Annotated in this window: 17 protein-coding genes; 16 read left to right on the forward strand and 1 reads right to left on the reverse strand. The window is 61.2% G+C overall.

From position 1 onward, the window contains the following. Positions 1-58 precede the first annotated feature (58 nt). The 16 genes from C2L64_RS38015 to C2L64_RS38090 all read left to right on the forward strand — a co-directional run bounded on the left by C2L64_RS38015 (position 59) and on the right by C2L64_RS38090 (position 16485). The gene (locus C2L64_RS38015; RefSeq protein ID WP_007576846.1) at positions 59-1102 is read left to right on the forward strand and encodes an LLM class flavin-dependent oxidoreductase; all 1044 of its coding nucleotides are present in this window, start codon (positions 59-61) and stop codon (positions 1100-1102) included. 33 nt (positions 1103-1135) lie between these two features. Further along, complete coding sequence (locus C2L64_RS38020) at positions 1136-2608, forward strand: aldehyde dehydrogenase (RefSeq protein ID WP_007576847.1); 1473 nt, start codon at positions 1136-1138, stop codon at positions 2606-2608. A 9-nt stretch (positions 2609-2617) separates the two neighbouring features. After that, positions 2618-2932, forward strand: a complete 315-nt coding sequence (locus tag C2L64_RS38025) for an NIPSNAP family protein (RefSeq protein WP_007576848.1) — start codon at positions 2618-2620, stop codon at positions 2930-2932. A gap of 76 nt (positions 2933-3008) precedes the next feature. Next, positions 3009-4040 carry an ABC transporter substrate-binding protein gene (locus tag C2L64_RS38030; RefSeq protein ID WP_103153743.1) on the forward strand — a complete coding sequence of 344 codons (1032 nt, stop codon included), beginning with the start codon at positions 3009-3011 and terminating at the stop codon, positions 4038-4040. Positions 4041-4091: 51 nt separating this feature from the next. After that, positions 4092-4976: an ABC transporter permease gene (locus C2L64_RS38035; RefSeq protein WP_007576853.1), complete on the forward strand. Its 885-nt coding sequence runs from the start codon at positions 4092-4094 to the stop codon at positions 4974-4976. Further along, on the forward strand, positions 4976-5770 hold the full coding sequence (locus C2L64_RS38040; protein WP_007576855.1) for an ABC transporter permease: 795 nt from the start codon (positions 4976-4978) through the stop codon (positions 5768-5770). The genes C2L64_RS38035 and C2L64_RS38040 overlap by 1 nt, the downstream gene beginning before the upstream one ends. Before the next feature lie 14 nt (positions 5771-5784). Continuing rightward, entirely contained in the window at positions 5785-6873 is a 1089-nt protein-coding gene (locus C2L64_RS38045; protein ID WP_079503005.1) for an ABC transporter ATP-binding protein, read from the forward strand. A gap of 8 nt (positions 6874-6881) precedes the next feature. Then, positions 6882-7577, forward strand: coding sequence for a GntR family transcriptional regulator (locus tag C2L64_RS38050; protein ID WP_007576858.1), 696 nt, complete (start codon positions 6882-6884; stop codon positions 7575-7577). Positions 7578-7729: 152 nt separating this feature from the next. Continuing rightward, entirely contained in the window at positions 7730-8209 is a 480-nt protein-coding gene (locus C2L64_RS38055; protein ID WP_007576860.1) for a nuclear transport factor 2 family protein, read from the forward strand. Positions 8210-8527: 318 nt separating this feature from the next. Continuing rightward, on the forward strand, positions 8528-9742 hold the full coding sequence (locus C2L64_RS38060) for an ABC transporter substrate-binding protein (RefSeq protein ID WP_007576862.1): 1215 nt from the start codon (positions 8528-8530) through the stop codon (positions 9740-9742). 107 nt (positions 9743-9849) lie between these two features. After that, positions 9850-10725 (forward strand): branched-chain amino acid ABC transporter permease, encoded by an 876-nt coding sequence (locus tag C2L64_RS38065; RefSeq protein ID WP_007576864.1) that lies wholly within the window; start codon positions 9850-9852, stop codon positions 10723-10725. A gap of 8 nt (positions 10726-10733) precedes the next feature. Then, the gene (locus C2L64_RS38070; RefSeq protein WP_007576866.1) at positions 10734-12662 is read left to right on the forward strand and encodes a branched-chain amino acid ABC transporter ATP-binding protein/permease; all 1929 of its coding nucleotides are present in this window, start codon (positions 10734-10736) and stop codon (positions 12660-12662) included. A 46-nt stretch (positions 12663-12708) separates the two neighbouring features. Further along, positions 12709-13437, forward strand: a complete 729-nt coding sequence (locus tag C2L64_RS38075; RefSeq protein WP_007576868.1) for an ABC transporter ATP-binding protein — start codon at positions 12709-12711, stop codon at positions 13435-13437. A gap of 203 nt (positions 13438-13640) precedes the next feature. After that, positions 13641-14963, forward strand: a complete 1323-nt coding sequence (locus C2L64_RS38080) for a TIGR00366 family protein (protein ID WP_007576869.1) — start codon at positions 13641-13643, stop codon at positions 14961-14963. Between the two features lie 63 nt (positions 14964-15026). After that, positions 15027-16058 carry a histone deacetylase family protein gene (locus C2L64_RS38085; RefSeq protein ID WP_007576872.1) on the forward strand — a complete coding sequence of 344 codons (1032 nt, stop codon included), beginning with the start codon at positions 15027-15029 and terminating at the stop codon, positions 16056-16058. 148 nt (positions 16059-16206) lie between these two features. After that, positions 16207-16485, forward strand: coding sequence for a hypothetical protein (locus C2L64_RS38090; RefSeq protein WP_007576874.1), 279 nt, complete (start codon positions 16207-16209; stop codon positions 16483-16485). Between the two features lie 23 nt (positions 16486-16508). Here C2L64_RS38090 and C2L64_RS38095 read toward each other — a convergent pair whose 3' ends face one another. Beyond that, positions 16509-17117 (reverse strand): CDP-alcohol phosphatidyltransferase family protein, encoded by a 609-nt coding sequence (locus C2L64_RS38095; protein ID WP_007576876.1) that lies wholly within the window; start codon positions 17115-17117, stop codon positions 16509-16511. Positions 17118-17165 lie beyond the last annotated feature (48 nt).

Below are 17165 nucleotides of genomic sequence, written 5' to 3' on the forward strand. Positions count from 1 at the left end.
ATGGGACGAGAGTAAGCGCTAAAGCGCTAACTCTCGTCGACACAGGAGACTGAACATCATGAAGTTTTCACTATTCCTGCACATGGAGCGATATGACGACACAACGTCGCATCGCGAACTGTTCGATCAGATGACCGAACTCGTGCAGATGGCCGAGCGCGGGGGCTTCGAGACCGCGTGGATCGGCGAGCATCACGCGATGGAATTCACGATCGCGCCGAACCCGTTCGTCAATCTGTCGTACCTCGCGGCGAAGACGGAGCGTATTCGTCTGGGCACGGGCACGGTGATCGCGCCGTTCTGGCATCCGATTCGTCTCGCAGGCGAAGCGGGGATGGTCGACGTAGCGAGCAATGGCCGGCTCGATCTCGGTATCGCACGCGGCGCTTATTCATTCGAATATGAGCGCCTGTTGCCAGGGCTGGACGCAATGAGCGCCGGCGCGCGGATGCGCGAACTGGTGCCGGCGTTGCGCAAGCTCTTCAAAGGCGACTACGAGCATCAAGGCGAATTCTGGTCGTGGCCCAAAACGACGCCCGTGCCGCGCCCGATTCAACAACCGCATCCTCCCATGTGGCTCGCCGCGCGCGATCCGAACTCGCACGCGTTCGCGGTGGCGAACGGCTGCAACGTTCAGGTGACGTCGCTGGCTTCGGGCGATGCCGAAGTCGTGAGCCTGATGGAGCGTTTCAACGCTGCGTGCGCCGCGCACCCCGAGGTGCCGCGTCCGCAGGTGATGATGCTGATGCATACGTTCGTCGGCGCGAATGCGGCGGAAGTGGATGCAGGCGTGGAAGATCTCGCGACGTTCTATCGCTACTTCAGCAAGTGGTTCAAGAACGAACGTCCCATCGAACAAGGCTTTATCGAGCCGTTGACGGATGCAGACGTCGCCATGTTCCCGCAATACTCGTCCGAGTCGATCCGTAAGAACCTCGTGATCGGCGAACCGAAACAGGTGATCGCGCGGCTCAAGGGCTATGAGGAACTCGGCTACGACCAGTACAGCTTCTGGCTCGACAGTCATATGAGCTTCGAGCGCAAGCGCAAGTCGCTGGAACTGTTCATTTCCGACGTGATGCCTGCTTTTGCAACCCGCTGACGTCACGCGCTAACAGACAACGGAGTGGCTGACATGGTCCAGCGGTTCCAGCAATACATCGACGGTGCATTCGAAGAGGCGCGCGAGCATTTCGACAGCATCGATCCATCGACGGGCGACGTCTGGGCGCAAATGCCCGCCGCGAGCGCGGACGATGTCGACCGCGCGGTGCGCGCCGCGCATCGCGCATTGAACGACCCGGCGTGGGCGAATCTCACGGCGAGCGCGCGCGGCAAGCTGCTGTACAAACTCGCCGATCTCGTCGCGCAACATGCGCCACGTCTCGCCGAACTCGAAACGCAGGACACGGGCAAGATCATTCGCGAGACGCGCAGCCAGATTGGGTACGTCGCCGAGTATTACCGCTATTACGCGGGCGTCGCCGACAAGATTCAGGGCGCGTGGCTGCCCGTCGATAAAGCCGATATGGAAGTGACGCTGCGGCGTGAACCCGTTGGCGTCGTGGCGGGCATCGTGCCGTGGAATTCGCAACTGTTTCTGTCGGCCGTCAAAGTGGGACCGGCGCTTGCGGCGGGCTGCACGATCGTCCTCAAGGCATCGGAAGAAGGTCCCGCGCCTTTGCTCGAATTTGCGCGGCTCGTGCAGGAAGCGGGATTTCCGAAGGGCGTCGTCAACATCGTGACGGGCTTCGGCAACGATTGCGGACGCACGCTGACGAGCCATCCGCTCGTCTCGCGTATCGCCTTCACGGGCGGACCTGAAACGGCGCGTCACGTGGTACGCAATTCGGCGGAGAACCTCGCGGCGATGTCGCTGGAACTCGGCGGAAAGTCGCCCGTGCTCGTATTCGACGACGCCGATCTCGACAGCGCATGCAACGCCGTAATCGCGGGCATCTTCGCGGCGACGGGACAAAGCTGTGTGGCGGGCTCGCGGCTCGTCGTGCAGCGCGGCATTCACGATGCGCTTCTCGAACGTCTCATTGCTAAAGCGCAAACGATCCGCATCGGCAACCCGCAGGACATGGCAACCGAAATGGGACCGCTGGCGACGCGCCGTCAACTTGAACATATCGAGAACGTGCTGCGCGCGAGTGTCGAAGCGGGCGGGCGCATCGTAACGGGCGGCAAGCAGCCGGACGGTATCGGCAAGGGCAATTACTTCTTGCCGACCATCGTCGATTGCCCGAATGCGCAGGTGCCGAGCGTGATGGAAGAACTGTTCGGACCGGTTCTAAGCGTCGTCACATTCGACACGGAAGCCGACGCGATCGCCCTTGCGAACGACACACGCTATGGCCTTGCATCGGGCGTCTTCACACGCGATCTGACGCGGGCGCATCGGCTCACGCGTGCGTTGCGCGCGGGCATCGTGTGGGTCAACACGTATCGCGCGGTGTCGCCGATCGTGCCGTTCGGTGGCTATGGTTTGAGTGGGCTTGGACGCGAAGGCGGGCTCGAAGCGGTGCTCGAATACACGCGCACAAAATCGGTCTGGATTCGCACGTCGGATGAGCCGATCGCCGATCCGTTCGTGATGCGCTAAGGAGCCCGCATGTTCTACGAAATCCGCACGTACCGCATCAGAACGGGTGCCGTGCCTGCCTATCTGAAGCTGGTCGAGGAAGAAGGCATTGCGTTGCAGAAGCGCTATCTGGGCGAACTGATTGGCTACTTCTTTTCGGAGATCGGTCCGCAGAATCAGATCGTGCATATCTGGGCCTATCCGAGCCTCGACGAACGCGAACGCCGCCGCGCGGCGCTCGCTGAAGACCCCGCATGGCAGGCCTTTGCGCCGAAGATTCAGGCGCTGATGGAAGAGATGGAAAACAAGATCATGAAGCCAGCGCGTTTTTCGCCGCTAGCCTGAGAGAGCGCATTTCGACGGGCCGCCCGCTGTACGAATCCCATCGCATCGACACAAGACATATTCCCTGGAGACAGACATGAGCAGCAGAAGCACCACGTATTTCGCGCCGCTGATCGCGCTTTGCGCGGCGACGCTCGCGGCAACGCCGGCCCTCGCCGCGGACCCGATTGTGTTCACGAGCTGGGGCGGCACCACGCAATCGTCGCAGCAGAAGAACTGGGCGGCGCCGTTCACGCAGGCGACGGGCATCAACGTGCTGATGGACGGCCCGACCGACTACGGCAAGCTCAAGGCCATGGTGGATAGCGGCAACGTGAACTGGGATGTCGTCGATGTCGAAGGCGATTTTGCGTATGCGGCGCAACAGGCGGGCCTGATCGAACCCATCGATTACTCCGTCGTGAAGAAGGATGAACTCGACCCGCGCTTCGCGACGCCAGCGGCCGTAGGCAGCTTCTATTACTCGTTCGTGCTCGGCTATAACAAGGCGAAGTACAAGGACGCGCAGCCATCCACCTGGGCCGATCTGTTCGATACGAAGAAATTCCCCGGCAAGCGCACGCTCTACAAATGGTCGGCCCCCGGCGTGCTCGAAATCGCGCTGCTCGCCGATGGCGTGCCGCCGAACAAGCTCTATCCGCTCGACCTCGACCGCGCATTCAAGAAGCTCGACACGATCAAGGGCGACATCGTCTGGTGGAGCGGTGGCGCGCAATCGCAGCAATTGCTCGCATCGGGCGAAGCGCCTATCGGTATGTTCTGGAACGGGCGCCTGCATGCGCTCGAACAGACGGGCGTGCCCGTCGGCATTTCATGGAACCAGAACCTGACGGCCGCCGACATGCTCGTGATCCCGAAGTGCGCGAAGCACAAGGCGGAAGCGATGAAGTACCTCGCTGCCGCAACGAGCCCGCAAGCACAGGCGAAGTTCGCAACGGATACGGGTTATGCGCCCATCAACGTGAAGTCGGCCGCGCTGATGTCGCCCGCAATCGCGAAGACGCTGCCCGACCAGTACAAGAACTCGCAGATCAATCTCGACATGAAGTACTGGGCCGAGAATCGCGACGCGATTGCGAAGCGCTGGTACGCGTGGCAGTCCAAGTAAGCGTGCTGCACGACAGCGTCGCAATCGTTATCGGAGTGGATGGGAGACACCATGCCTAATGTCCTGAGTACCGTCGCGCATCCGCCCGCGACGGCCGCGCGCCGGCGGCGCGACTGGCGCAGCGTTCGCCTGCTGATACCCGCGCTGCTGCTGCTCGTGATCTTCTTTCTGCTGCCCGTGCTGTCGCTGCTGTTGCGCAGCGTGCTGGAGCCGTCGCCGGGGCTGCATAACTATGCGCAACTGGTCGGCTCGACGGACTACCTGCGTGTGTTCGGCAACACGTTTCTGGTCGCGACGGTCGTGACGCTAGCGACGCTCGCGATCGGCTTTCCGACTGCGTGGCTGCTCGCCATTGCGCCGCGCAAGCTGAGTTCGGTGTTCTTCGCGATCCTGCTGCTGTCGATGTGGACCAACCTGCTGGCGCGCACCTTCGCGTGGATGGTGCTGCTGCAACAGACGGGGCCGATCAACCGGATGCTGATGGCGCTCGGCATCATCAGCGAGCCGCTGACGCTCGTGAACAACCTGATCGGCGTGACCATCGGCATGACGTACATCATGTTGCCGTTTCTTGTGATGCCGCTGCATGCAACATTACGCGGCATCGATCCGTCGACGCTGCGAGCGGCGGCGATCTGCGGCGCGAGCCGGTGGCAGGCGTTCTGGCGCGTGCTGGTGCCGCTTGCGATGCCAGGCGTCGCGTCGGGTGCGTTGATGGTGTTCGTGATGGCGCTCGGTTACTTCGTCACGCCTGCGTTGCTCGGCGGTGCGTCGTACATGATGCTCGCAGAACTCATCGCGCAGCTCGTGCAGCAACTGCTGAACTGGGGTCTCGCGGGCGCCGCCGCTTTCGTGCTGCTCGCCGTGACGCTCTCGCTGTATGCGCTGCAACTGCGCTTCACAGGCAGTGCGCGTGCAAGTCTGGGAGGCCGATAATGTTGCTCGATTTCGATCGCCTGGGCGCGCTGCGCTGGGCATTGCTCTCTATCGGCGCTGCCGTCGCGCTCTTTCTCTTGCTGCCGATCGTGTTCATCGTCGCGCTGTCGTTCGGCGATTCGCAATGGCTGATCTTTCCGCCGCCTGGCTGGACGCTGGAATGGTATCGACAGCTTTTCACCGACGCCGGCTGGATCGACTCGTTGCTGACGAGCGCGAAGCTCGCGGTGATCGTGACAGTGCTCTCGGTATTGATCGGCTTTCTCGCGTCGCTTGCGCTGGTGCGCGGGAAGTTTCGCGGACGCAATGCCGTGCAGGCGTTCTTTCTGACGCCGATGGTGTTGCCCGTCGTCGTGCTTGCCGTCGCGTTGTATGCGTTCTTCCTGCGCATCGGCCTGAACGGCACGATCACGGGTTTCGTGATCGGCCATCTGATCATTGCGTTGCCGTTCTCGATCATTTCGATCAGCAACTCGCTCGCGAGCTTCGACACGGCGCTTGAAGATGCCGCGCTGATCTGCGGCGCGTCGCCGCTCGAAGTAAAGCTGCGCGTCACATTGCCTGCGATCCGGCTCGGCATTTTCGCTGCGGCGATCTTCTCGTTCCTCGCATCGTGGGACGAAGTGGTGGTGTCGATCTTCATGGCGAGCCCCACGTTGCAGACACTGCCCGTGCGTATCTGGGCGACGCTGCGGCAGGATTTGACGCCCGTCGTTGCGGCGGCGTCTTCGCTGCTGGTCGGCTTGACGGCTGTATTGATGCTCGCGGGCGCCGTGCTGCGCCGCGCGCGATAACCGAGGTGAACGACATGACTGCATTCCTGCAAATCCAGCGCCTGCGCAAGACTTACGACGACGTCGTCGCTATCGACCAGGTTTCCCTCGACGTGCGCAAGGGCGAGTTCATGACGTTTCTCGGGCCGTCGGGCTCGGGTAAGAGCACGACGTTATATATCGTCGCGGGCTTTCAGGAGCCGAGCGAAGGGCGCGTGCTGCTCGACGGCAAGCCGCTGCTGTCCGTCGCGCCGAACAAACGCAATATCGGCATGGTGTTCCAGCGCTATACGCTGTTTCCGCATCTGACGGTGGGCGAGAACATTGCGTTTCCGCTGCGCGTGCGCCGCCTTCCCGACGCGGAAGTGAAGGCGAAGGTCGAGCAGATGCTCAAGCTCGTGCATCTGTCCGAGTGCCGCGACCGCATGCCCGCGCAGTTGTCGGGCGGACAGCAGCAGCGTGTCGCGATTGCACGCGCGCTGGCCTATGATCCGCCTGTGCTGTTGATGGACGAGCCGCTGTCGGCGCTCGATAAAAAGCTGCGCGAGGAAATCCAGCTCGAACTGCGCCGTATCCATCAGGAGACGGGCGTCACGATTCTCTATGTGACGCATGATCAGGAAGAGGCGCTGCGTCTGTCGGACCGGATTGCCGTGTTCAACAAGGGGCGTATCGAACAGGTCGGCACGGGCGAGGAACTCTATTCGAACCCGGCGTCGCGTTTCGTCGCGAGCTTTATCGGCAATTCGAATTTCCTGCCGGTGCGTGTGACGTCGCACAGCGATGGTCGCATGAACGGTGTGTTTCCGAATGGGCATGAAGTGGCGTCCGGCAGTTTCAATCCGGCGCTCACGGCAGGCGACGACGGCACGCTGATGGTTCGCCCCGAGCAAATGCGCATTCAGTCACTGCGCGACGCGAGCGGCGCGACAGGCTTGCCCGTCACCGTGCGCGACATCACGTATCTGGGCGATGCAATGCACTACGCGGTCGCGACGCCGTGGCAGCAGGAGATTTCGATTCGCATGCCGGCGGGGCATCGGCATGACAGCGGGTTGTCGATCGGCACGCAAGCGCTCGTCGATTGGGATGCGCGCGACGTACGTCTTTTTGCTCAGGCGTGAGCACAGCCATGAGTGACGCGCTGCCTTCGCTGAAAGTCGAACGTCGCACGACGACGTTGCGCGAACTCGCGCTGGAGAAAATGCGCACGGCCATACTCGAGGCGCATTTTCATCCTGGCGAGCGGCTCGTCGAGCGTTCGTTGTGCGAGGAACTGGGTGTGAGCCGGACGGTGGTGCGCGAAGTATTGCGGCATCTGGAGACGGAAGGACTCGTCGATTCGATTCCGAACCAGGGGCCGATCGTCGCGCTGCTCGATTCGGATACGGCCGCCGAGATCTACGAGATTCGCGCGTTGCTGGAAGGCGATGCCGCAATGGCATGCGCGCTGCGCGCCGATGAAGCCGTGTTCGCGCGGCTTGCCGATTGCATCGGGAGCATTCAGCAGGCGTTCGAGCGGCATGAGCATCAGACCGTGCGCGAGCTGACGACGATGTTCTACGAGCAGATGTTCCATGGTGGCGGCAAGAAGGTCGCATGGGAGATCGTGCAGACGCTGAATGCGCGCATCAATCGCCTGCGTGCGATGACGATTGCTTCCGACGATCGCGGGCGGCAGGCGGTGCAGGAAATGAACCGCATACTCGATGCGCTTCGTGCCCGTGACGCGCAACGCGCCCGCGACGCAGCGACTGCGCATGTGGCACGCGTCGCGGACATCGCAGCGGAGTTGTTGCGTCAAACGGTGGGGGAAGCGTCGGCTTGATCGCATTCAACGCCTCACACCGCAACACACATACCGAACCTCGAAATAGCCGCCGTGCAAATCCAAAAAACCCCGCACTTCCCGACATGACAACACCTCGCATTTGCGAATAATGACCTACACCGTCACCATTCACAAAGAGAGAGAAGTCGATGTCCAGCACTACCGAAGTCCGTCCGCCGCTGCCGCCGTTCACGCGCGAAACCGCTACTCAGAAAGTGCGCCAAGCCGAGGACGGCTGGAACTCACGCGATGCCGCAAAAGTCGCGATGGTCTATTCCACCGACACATGGTGGCGAAACAGAGCCGAATTCGTGCAAGGCCGCGAAGAAGCGCGCGCATTCCTCGAACGCAAATGGAGCAAGGAATTCGAGTACCGTCTGATCAAGGAACTGTGGGCGTTTACGGACAATCGCATCGCGGTGCGCTTCGCTTACGAGTGGCGCGATGACGCTGGCAACTGGTTCCGCTCATACGGCAACGAAAACTGGGAATTCGGCCCCGATGGCCTGATGCACCATCGTCACGCGAGCATCAACGACCTGCCGATCAAGGAAGGCGAGCGCAAGTTCCACTGGACGCTCGGCCGTCGCCCCGACGATCATCCGGGGTTGAGCGCACTGGGACTCTGACCCGTTGCTCTGACCCGTAATCCTTCATCAGATCCTCTTAGCCGACCGTTCGCCGTCGGCTAAGCGCGCTTCCATTCCCCGTTGCACGTACAACCAACACTCGTTGCATCTGCACCGATACAGTGCGTACGTGCGTAAGCACACTGAACTTGTTGTTCCTTACGGGTAACTCCGCATAGTGGCAAAAAGCTTACGATTTCTATACTAGGCTGCCGTTTCGTATGAAGGCGATATAAAGCACGCCGTTTTACGAATCAGGCGGTGTCGGGAGACAGCCCGCGCCCGTCGAAAATAAAGAAACATGCTACGGAGACGAACATGGTACTTCGCCTGAAGAGCGTTGTTGCTGCTCTCGCATTGTGTGTGGTCGCAACGGGTAGCTATGCGGCCGATCCGATCAAGATCGGTGTGGATGGTCCTTTCACGGGCGGTTCGTCGTCGATGGGCGTCAGCATGCGCGACGGCGTGCGGCTTGCGGCGGCTGAGATCAACAAATCGGGCGGTGTGCTGGGCCGGCAGATCGAGCTCGTCGAACGCGACGACGAAGCGAAGAACGAACGCGGCGTGCAGATCGCGCAGGAACTCATCAACAAGGAAAAGGTAGTCGCGGTGGTCGGCTACATCAATACGGGTGTCGCGCTTGCATCGCAGCGCTTCTTCCAGGAAGCGAAAATCCCCGTGTTCAACAATGTCGCGACGGGCAGTATCGTCACGAAGCAGTTCGCGGATCAGCCGGATAACTACGTGTTCCGCAATGCAGCCGCCGACCGCATTCAGGCGCCGATGATCGTCGAAGAAGCCGTGACCAAACGCGGCTTCAAGAAGGTCGCGATTCTCGCCGATTCGACCAACTACGGACAACTCGGCCGCGAGGATCTGGAAAAGGCGCTCGCTGCTAAAGGCGTGAAGGCGGTCGCCGTCGAGAAATTCAACATCAAGGACGTCGACATGACGGCCCAGTTGCTGAAGGCGAAAGACGCGGGCGCGGAAGCCGTGCTGACCTACGGCATCGGACCCGAACTCGCGCAGATCGCCAACGGCATGGCCAAGCTTGGCTGGAAGGTGCCGCTGATCGGCAGCTGGACACTGTCGATGGCGAACTACATCGACAACGCCGGCTCGAACGGCGAAGGCGCGCGTATGCCGCAGACCTTCATCCAGGAACCCAACACGCCGAAGCGCAAGACCTTCATCGAAGCCTATATGAAGGAATTCAAGCCGAAGAACAACCGGATCGATTCGCCCGTGTCGGCGGCGCAAGGCTATGACTCGGTCTATCTGCTCGCCGCCGCGATCACGCAGGCAGGCACGACGGACGGCCCGAAGGTGCGCGCCGCGCTCGAAAGCCTCAACACGAAGGTCGAAGGGGTCGTGATGGTGTACGACAAGCCGTTCTCGCACGACGACCACGAGGCGATCAGCCCGAACGTGCCGGTTGTCGGCGAAGTGAAGGGCGGCCGCGTGATCTACGCGTACGACAACGACAAGAAAGGCGGCGGGCAACTGCGCACCAAGCAGGCATCCGCAAACTGAGTACAGCATGAAAAGCGAAGCCGCGCCCGCCCGACCGGCGGGGGCGGCTTTGTGCTGCGTGGCTCACGGCATCACCTACGGGGCGTTGCGATCGAGGCAATTGGACTATGGCCATTCTTCTTCAGCTCATCTATAGCGGCATTGCGCTCGGCATGATCTACGCCGTGATCGCGTTCGGCTACCAACTCACGTTCGCGACATCCGGCACGCTGAACTTCGGCCAGGGCGATGCGCTGATGCTCGGTGCGCTGGTGGGTCTCACGCTTGTTACGCTGGGCGTCAACTACTGGCTGATGATTCCCCTCGTGTGCGTGTTCGGGCTGTTGCAGGGCGCGTTCGTCGAACGGATCGGCGTGCGGCCCGCGATCAAGATCAAGTCCGAGTTCGGCTGGATCATGTCGACCATTGCGCTCGGCATCATCTTCAAGAACGTCGCGGAAAACGTCTGGGGCCGCGACGATCTGCGCTTTCCATCGCCGCTGCCCGAAGCGCCCATCAGGGTGTTCGGCGCAAACGTGCTGCCGATGGAACTGCTCGTCGTAGGCGGCGCATTGGTGCTGATGCTTGCCGTCGAGTTCTTCAACCGGCGCAGCATCTTCGGCAAGGCGGTCGTCGCCACCTCGAACGATCGCGATGCCGCCGCGCTGATGGGCATCAACACGGGCCTCGTCATCACGTTCTCGTATGCGCTGTCGTCGCTGACGGCGGCCTTCGCCGGCGTGCTGATCGCGCCGCTCACGCTGACGGGCGCGACGATGGGCGCGGTGCTCGGCCTCAAGGCGTTCGCGGTGGCGATCATCGGCGGATTGTCGAGCGGGCTCGGCATCGTGGTCGGCGGCGTGATACTCGGCATCGCCGAAACCACGACCGGCTTCTACATCTCGACGGGCTATAAGGACGTGCCCGGACTCGTCCTGCTGCTGATCGTGCTCGCCTTGCGTCCGGCAGGTCTGTTCGGCAAAACTGCGATCAAGAAAGTTTGAGGTCCGCCGTGAAAAAGAAAAACCTCATCGGCGCGCTGCTTGGTCTCGTCGCGCTAGCGGTCTTCCCGGTGCTGTCGGGCAACCCGTACTACATCCACCTGGTCGAGACGATCATGATCTACGCGATCCTGCTCTTCGGTCTCGACATCGTGGTCGGTTACACAGGGCAAGTGTCGCTTGGACACGCGGGGCTGTTCGGCGTCGGCGCTTATACGGCGGGTGTGCTGTTCATCAAGCTCGGCATGCCGTTCTATGTGACCGTGCCGATGGCGATCGTCGTGACGGCCGCGTTCGGCGCGATTCTCGCGCTGCCCGCACTGCGCGTGTCGGGTCCGTATCTCGCGATGGTCACGCTCGCGTTCGGCACGATCATCCAGATCCTGATCAACGAAATGGATTTCCTCACCAACGGGCCGATGGGCATCAAGATCACGAAGCCCGTGATCGCAGGCCATATGCTCGATGAGACCCAATACTATTGGGTGGTGGCCGCGCTGTTGGTCGTGTCGCTCGTGGTCGTGCATCGCGTGCTGAAGTCGCACTTAGGCCGCGCATTCGAGGCGCTGCGCGACAGCCCGATTGCATCCGACTGTATGGGCGTCTCGGTGTACCGGCACAAGGTCTACGCGTTCGTGATCAGCGCGGGCTTCGCCGGGCTCGCGGGCTGTCTATATTCGTATTCTGAGCAGTACATCTCGCCCAACACATACAACTTCGAGCTGACCATCCTGTTCCTGCTCGCGATCATCATGGGCGGACGCAAGACGCGCACAGGCGCGCTGATCGGCTCGACGATCATCGTGTTGCTGCCCAAGCTGCTCGACGACATCTCGATGTTCCGCATGGTCGCGACGGCCCTTGCCGTCGTCGTGGTCGCAGGCGCGCTGTTCTCGATTGCGCGCAAGAGCGTGACGCCGCGCAAGGTCGCGATTCCGATTGTGGGCACCGTTGGCCTCGCGGTGTTCTCGTACTGGATCGATGCGCTGACTGACTGGCGCTTGACGATTTTCGGTTTGATGATTCTGCTGGTCGTCTACTACCTGCAGGACGGCGTGGTCGGTTTCGTGCGCAAGTTCTTCATGCATGGCCGCGTGCGCACCGTGACCGTCGACACCGAAAAGCCCGCGGAAATCACCGCCGATGCCGTGCTCGATGTGCAAGCCAAAGGCGACGAAACCATTCTCGACGTGCGCGGCGTGCTGATGCAGTTCAGCGGGCTGAAGGCGCTGAACAACGTAAACCTGAAGGTGCGACGCGGCACGATACATGGCCTGATCGGACCGAACGGCTCGGGCAAGAGCACGATGATGAACGTGCTGACGGGCATCTATATACCGACGGCGGGCGCGATCGAGTATCGCGGCGAATCGATTGCAGGGCGCACGTCTTCTGCGATCGCGTTGTCGGGCATTGCGCGCACGTTCCAGAACGTGCAGTTGTTCGGCGAAATGACCGCGCTCGAAAACGTGCTGGTCGGTTTGCATCATACGTTCCGCTCGAACTTCGCCGATATCGGCCTGATGACGACGCGTTATCGTCAGGAAGAACGCGCGGCACGCGAGCGCGCGTTCGGCATGCTGCGCTTCGTCGGTCTCGAGAATGTCGCGGCGGAAGAAGCGCGCAACCTGCCGTACGGCAAACAGCGTCTGCTCGAAATCGCCCGCGCGCTCGCACTCGATCCACAAGTGCTGTTGCTCGACGAACCCGCTGCGGGGCTCACCGCGCCCGATATCAAGGAACTGGTGCGCATCATTCGCAAGGTCCGCGATCACGGCATTACGGTGGTGCTGATCGAACATCACATGGACGTCGTGATGTCGGTCTGCGACACGGTATCGGTGCTCGATTTCGGGCAGAAGATCGCCGAGGGCAAGCCGTCCGAGATCCAGGAAAACGAAAAAGTCATCGAGGCGTATCTGGGCGGCGTGGCCGCTTGAGCACACGTTTCGATTGCACGACAACGGCATGAATGGGGAACACGCGATGTTATCGATCCGCAATCTGCATGCGGGCTACGGCAAGGTTCAGGTGCTGCACGGCATTTCGATGGACGTGCCGAAGGCTTCCGTCGTCACGCTGATCGGCTCGAACGGCGCGGGCAAGACCACGACGATGCGCGCCGTCTCCGGCATGATCCGTCCGAGCGGAGGCGAGATCACGATGGGCGAAGGCGCATCGGCCAAACGCATCGATTCGCTCGATTCGCACCGTATCGCGCGTCTGGGTCTCGCGCATTCTCCCGAGGGCCGACGCGTGTTCTCGACGATGACCGTCACCGACAATCTGTTGCTAGGCGCATTTCCGCGCCTGACGTGGGCGCGTCCGCGCGGCGACGTCAACGCGGATCTCGAACGCGCGATCGACCTGTTTCCGCGCCTCAAGGAGCGCCGCAATCAACTGGCGGGCACGCTGTCGGGCGGCGAGCAGCAGATGCTCGCGATGGCGCGCGCGATCATGCTGAACCCGGATCTCGTGTTGCTCGACGAACCGTCGATGGGGCTCGCGCCGATTCTCGTCGACGAGGTGTTTCGAATTATCGAGCGTCTGAAAGACCAGGGCGTGACGATGCTGCTCGTCGAGCAGTTCGCTGCCGCCGCGTTGAATGTCGCCGATTACGGCTACGTGCTGGAAAACGGCCGTATCGCGACGCATGGAACGGCGATGCAGTTGCGTAATGATCCGATGGTCAAGGCCGCTTATCTGGGGCATTGAACGGGACGAGCCGCTAACGGCGACGCACATTCCATTCATTTCTTTAAGGTCGTTGAAAGCTTTAATTCAGCGACACATCTGCACTCATTCCTCTCCATTCGAACGTTCGGCGGCTGCTTGTGCAGTTCGCCGACTCGTTACGCATAGCTGTGGCAGAATCTCGCGCGCATCCAACGAACAATTGAACAAGTGCCGGAGACGTCGTGATTCAAGGTATTGCCCGCTTCTTTACGCAGGTGGTTCATCGCTTTCTGCCTGATCCTCTTATTTTCGCGCTGCTTCTGACGGCGATTACCTTTGCCTTGGCATTGGGCCTCACGCCACAGTCACCCGGCGATCTCGTCTTTATGTGGGGCAGCGGTTTCTGGAATCTGCTCGCATTCACGATGCAGATGGCGATGATCCTCGTAACAGGGCATGCATTGGCGACGTCGGGTCCCGTCAAGCGGGTGCTGTCGGCTCTCGGCGGCCTGGCGAAGACGCCGGCGCAAGGCACGATGCTGGTCGCGTTCGTGAGCGGCGTGGCATGCGCGATCAACTGGGGCTTTGGTCTCGTGCTGGGCGCCATGTTCGCGCGAGAAGTGGCGAGGCGTGTGCGCGGCGTCGATTATCGGCTGCTGGTTGCGGCCGCGTACATGGGCTTCCTCACCTGGCATGGCGGCTTGTCCGGTTCGGTGCCGCTGGTCGCGGCAACCAAGGGCAATCCGATGGAAAAGGTGATTGGCCTGATTCCCGTGTCGCAGACGCTCTTCACGGGATACAACCTCTTCATCACTGCCGCGCTGATCGTCGCATTGCCGCTGCTGGTGCGCGCGATGATGCCGCGAGCCGAAGATGTCGTCTCGGTCGATCCTGCGCTGCTCATCGACGAACCCGTGATGGAGCGCAAGATCACGGCGCAATCCACGCCGGCGGAACGTATCGAAGAGAGCCGCATTCTGTCTATTCTGGTCGCGCTGCTGATCGCCGCCTATCTGGTGATCCGCTTCATGAAGAAAGGCTTCAGCCTCGACATCGATACCGTCAATATCGTTTTCCTTGCAGCGGGCATTCTGCTGCACAAGACGCCGATGGCGTATGCACGCGCAATTGGCAATGCGGCGCGCGGCACAGCGGGGATCATGATCCAGTTTCCGTTCTATGCGGGCATTCAGGCCACGATGGACCACTCGGGTCTTGCGGGCGTGATCACGAACTGGTTCATCGAAATTGCGAACGTCCACACGTTCCCGCTGCTGACGTTCCTGAGTTCGGCCGTGATCAACTTCGCGGTGCCGAGCGGCGGCGGCCACTGGGTCGTACAGGGCCCGTTCGTGATGCCCGCTGCGAAAGCGATCGGCGCGGACCTCGGCAAGTCGGCCATGGCGATTGCCTACGGCGAAGCGTGGACCAACATGGCGCAGCCTTTTTGGGCGCTGCCCGCTTTGGCGATTGCCGGGCTCGGCGTGCGCGACATCATGGGCTATTGCGTGACGGCGCTGCTGTTCTCGGGCGTGATTTTCGTCGCGGGACTGTATCTTTTCTGACGTCGTTCGCAACGCGGTGTCGCGACGGTAGACTGTGCGTTCCTTTCTGCGGCGTACAGAACCATGCAAACTATCTACAGTAGCGATCACCGCTTGCATCAAGGCGTCGAACTCAAGGACGGCGCCGTCTCCGATTCCTTCGAAAAGCCCATCCGCGCAGAGACCGTGCTGAAGCAGGTCAAAGCTGCGGGCTTGGGCGATGTTCTGGCGCCGAACGTCTATGAGCGATCGTGCTATGTCGGCGCGCATAGCGAACGCTACGTCGAGTTTCTCGCATCGGCATGGGACGACTGGGCCGCAACGGGCCGCACATGCCAGGCGTTGCCACTTGTTTGGCCGGTACGTGGCTTGCCCTCCACGGCGATGCCGCAATTCATCGACGGCAAGCTCGGCTTCTTTTCGATGGATGCCGGTTCGCCCATCAACGCGGGAACATGGAGCGCTGTCTCGTCGAGCGCGAACTCGGCGCTGACAGGAATCGATGCGCTCGCACGCGGCGACAAGGCGGTCTTTGCGTTGTGCCGCCCGCCGGGCCATCACGCAGGCCGTGAGTACATGGGCGGCTATTGCTATCTGAACAATGCAGCTATTGCCGCGCAACGTTGCATCTCGCAAGGCGCGAAGCGCGTTGCGGTGCTCGATATCGATTTCCATCACGGAAACGGCACACAAGATATCTTCTACGACCGCAATGACGTGCTGTTCGTATCGATACACGGCGATCCGGCCGTATCGTTTCCCTATTTCTCGGGCTTTGCCGACGAGCGCGGCATTGGCGAAGGCGAGGGCTTCAATCTGAATCTGCCGCTGCCGAAGGGAACGGCAATGGAACAGTACGAGCCTGCGTTACAGCAAGCGGGTTCGGCGATCGCACAACATGCGCCCGACGCGCTCGTTGTTTCGCTCGGTGTCGATACATTCGAAGGCGATCCCATCAGCCATTTCCGTTTGCGCACGCCGGACTATCTGCGCGTCGGTGAAATGCTCGCGGGCCTTGGTTTGCCGACGCTCTTCGTGATGGAAGGCGGGTACATGGTCGACGAGATCGGCATCAATGCCGTCAATGTACTGTTGGGTTTTGAAGGCCGGGCATAAACCGGCGCGAATCTGGCAGCTTCGTCATACTTATGCCAGCATTGCGCCACTCTTGAAGCGTAGAGTTAATACAGCCGTTGCAGACACCGAGAGCCGTCTGCGACGACTGTATTCGCTGCACAGTCTCTCGCGATCAAGGAGCCTTGAAATGAAGCAACTTCTTCTCAGTCTCGTGGTAACGGCGGGCGTAGCAGCCATGTCGAGCGCATACGCGCAGCAAATGCCGACCGATCAACCGATGGACCAGACCCAGGCGCAATCGGCCGCGCCAGCGGACACGGGTCAGGGCGGCGTCAATTGGGGCAGCGCGGCGCAAGGCGGCCGCAACGTCGCGGAGACGCGCCAGGACGTGCGCCAGCAATTGATACAGTCCGAGCGTGATGGACAACTGCAAACGCTCGATCAAACCGTTTACAAAGGCAATTGATCGGCGCACTGCATGCCTGACAATCAGGGCTTTGGAATACGGATGCGGCTGATCATCAGCGATCCGGAAATGCCATAGACCAGCGTCAACGGATGCAGCACATGACCTGCAATCCGCCACTCGCCGAACCATAATTGCGGACCGAGAGCCCCTTGCCACGCGGCGATGGCAAGCAGCAGCACGATTGCGAACGATGTCGGAATAGGCGTGCCTTCGAAGTGCGTCACTTTCCCCGTCCCGCCCGACATCGTCTCTGCCGTCACGTTGTAGCGGGCGAGCCGCGACACGCCGCACGCCACAAAATACGCAAGCAGAACGCGGTCATACAGGCCGCGCATGCCACATCCATAGCCGATGATGGCGGGCGCCACGCCGAACGAGATCACGTCGGCTAGCGAATCCAGTTCCTTCCCGAGCAGCGAAGCCTTCTGCCGCCAGCGCGCGATACGTCCATCCAGCACGTCGAACACCAGCGCTGCAAATACAAGTGCGCAGGCGAAGTAAACGTGCATGACGTTCGCGCTGCCGATATAACTCATCATCGAAAACAGTGCACCCGTGCCGCACACGGCGTTGCCGAGTGTGAACCAGTCGGCGAGATGAAACTCGCGAATCATCGAAAAACGCTTCATATTGGCCTTTTTGTCGAGCAGTGGAACGAGTATAGCGGTCCCGATTAC

The sequence above is a fragment of the Paraburkholderia hospita genome, assembly GCF_002902965.1.
Classification (GTDB): domain Bacteria; phylum Pseudomonadota; class Gammaproteobacteria; order Burkholderiales; family Burkholderiaceae; genus Paraburkholderia; species Paraburkholderia hospita.

Excerpts from the sequence above, each read along its gene's own strand:
- C2L64_RS38015 (WP_007576846.1), top strand. The coding sequence starts at position 59 with ATGAAGTTTTCACTATTCCTGCACATGGAGCGATATGACGACACAACG.
- C2L64_RS38020 (WP_007576847.1), top strand. The coding sequence starts at position 1,136 with ATGGTCCAGCGGTTCCAGCAATACATCGACGGTGCATTCGAAGAGGCG.
- C2L64_RS38025 (WP_007576848.1), top strand. The coding sequence starts at position 2,618 with ATGTTCTACGAAATCCGCACGTACCGCATCAGAACGGGTGCCGTGCCT.
- C2L64_RS38030 (WP_103153743.1), top strand. The coding sequence starts at position 3,009 with ATGAGCAGCAGAAGCACCACGTATTTCGCGCCGCTGATCGCGCTTTGC.
- C2L64_RS38035 (WP_007576853.1), top strand. The coding sequence starts at position 4,092 with ATGCCTAATGTCCTGAGTACCGTCGCGCATCCGCCCGCGACGGCCGCG.
- C2L64_RS38040 (WP_007576855.1), top strand. The coding sequence starts at position 4,976 with ATGTTGCTCGATTTCGATCGCCTGGGCGCGCTGCGCTGGGCATTGCTC.
- C2L64_RS38045 (WP_079503005.1), top strand. The coding sequence starts at position 5,785 with ATGACTGCATTCCTGCAAATCCAGCGCCTGCGCAAGACTTACGACGAC.
- C2L64_RS38050 (WP_007576858.1), top strand. The coding sequence starts at position 6,882 with ATGAGTGACGCGCTGCCTTCGCTGAAAGTCGAACGTCGCACGACGACG.
- C2L64_RS38055 (WP_007576860.1), top strand. The coding sequence starts at position 7,730 with ATGTCCAGCACTACCGAAGTCCGTCCGCCGCTGCCGCCGTTCACGCGC.
- C2L64_RS38060 (WP_007576862.1), top strand. The coding sequence starts at position 8,528 with ATGGTACTTCGCCTGAAGAGCGTTGTTGCTGCTCTCGCATTGTGTGTG.
- C2L64_RS38065 (WP_007576864.1), top strand. The coding sequence starts at position 9,850 with ATGGCCATTCTTCTTCAGCTCATCTATAGCGGCATTGCGCTCGGCATG.
- C2L64_RS38075 (WP_007576868.1), top strand. The coding sequence starts at position 12,709 with ATGTTATCGATCCGCAATCTGCATGCGGGCTACGGCAAGGTTCAGGTG.
- C2L64_RS38085 (WP_007576872.1), top strand. The coding sequence starts at position 15,027 with ATGCAAACTATCTACAGTAGCGATCACCGCTTGCATCAAGGCGTCGAA.
- C2L64_RS38090 (WP_007576874.1), top strand. The coding sequence starts at position 16,207 with ATGAAGCAACTTCTTCTCAGTCTCGTGGTAACGGCGGGCGTAGCAGCC.
- C2L64_RS38095 (WP_007576876.1), bottom strand. The coding sequence starts at position 17,117 with ATGAAGCGTTTTTCGATGATTCGCGAGTTTCATCTCGCCGACTGGTTC.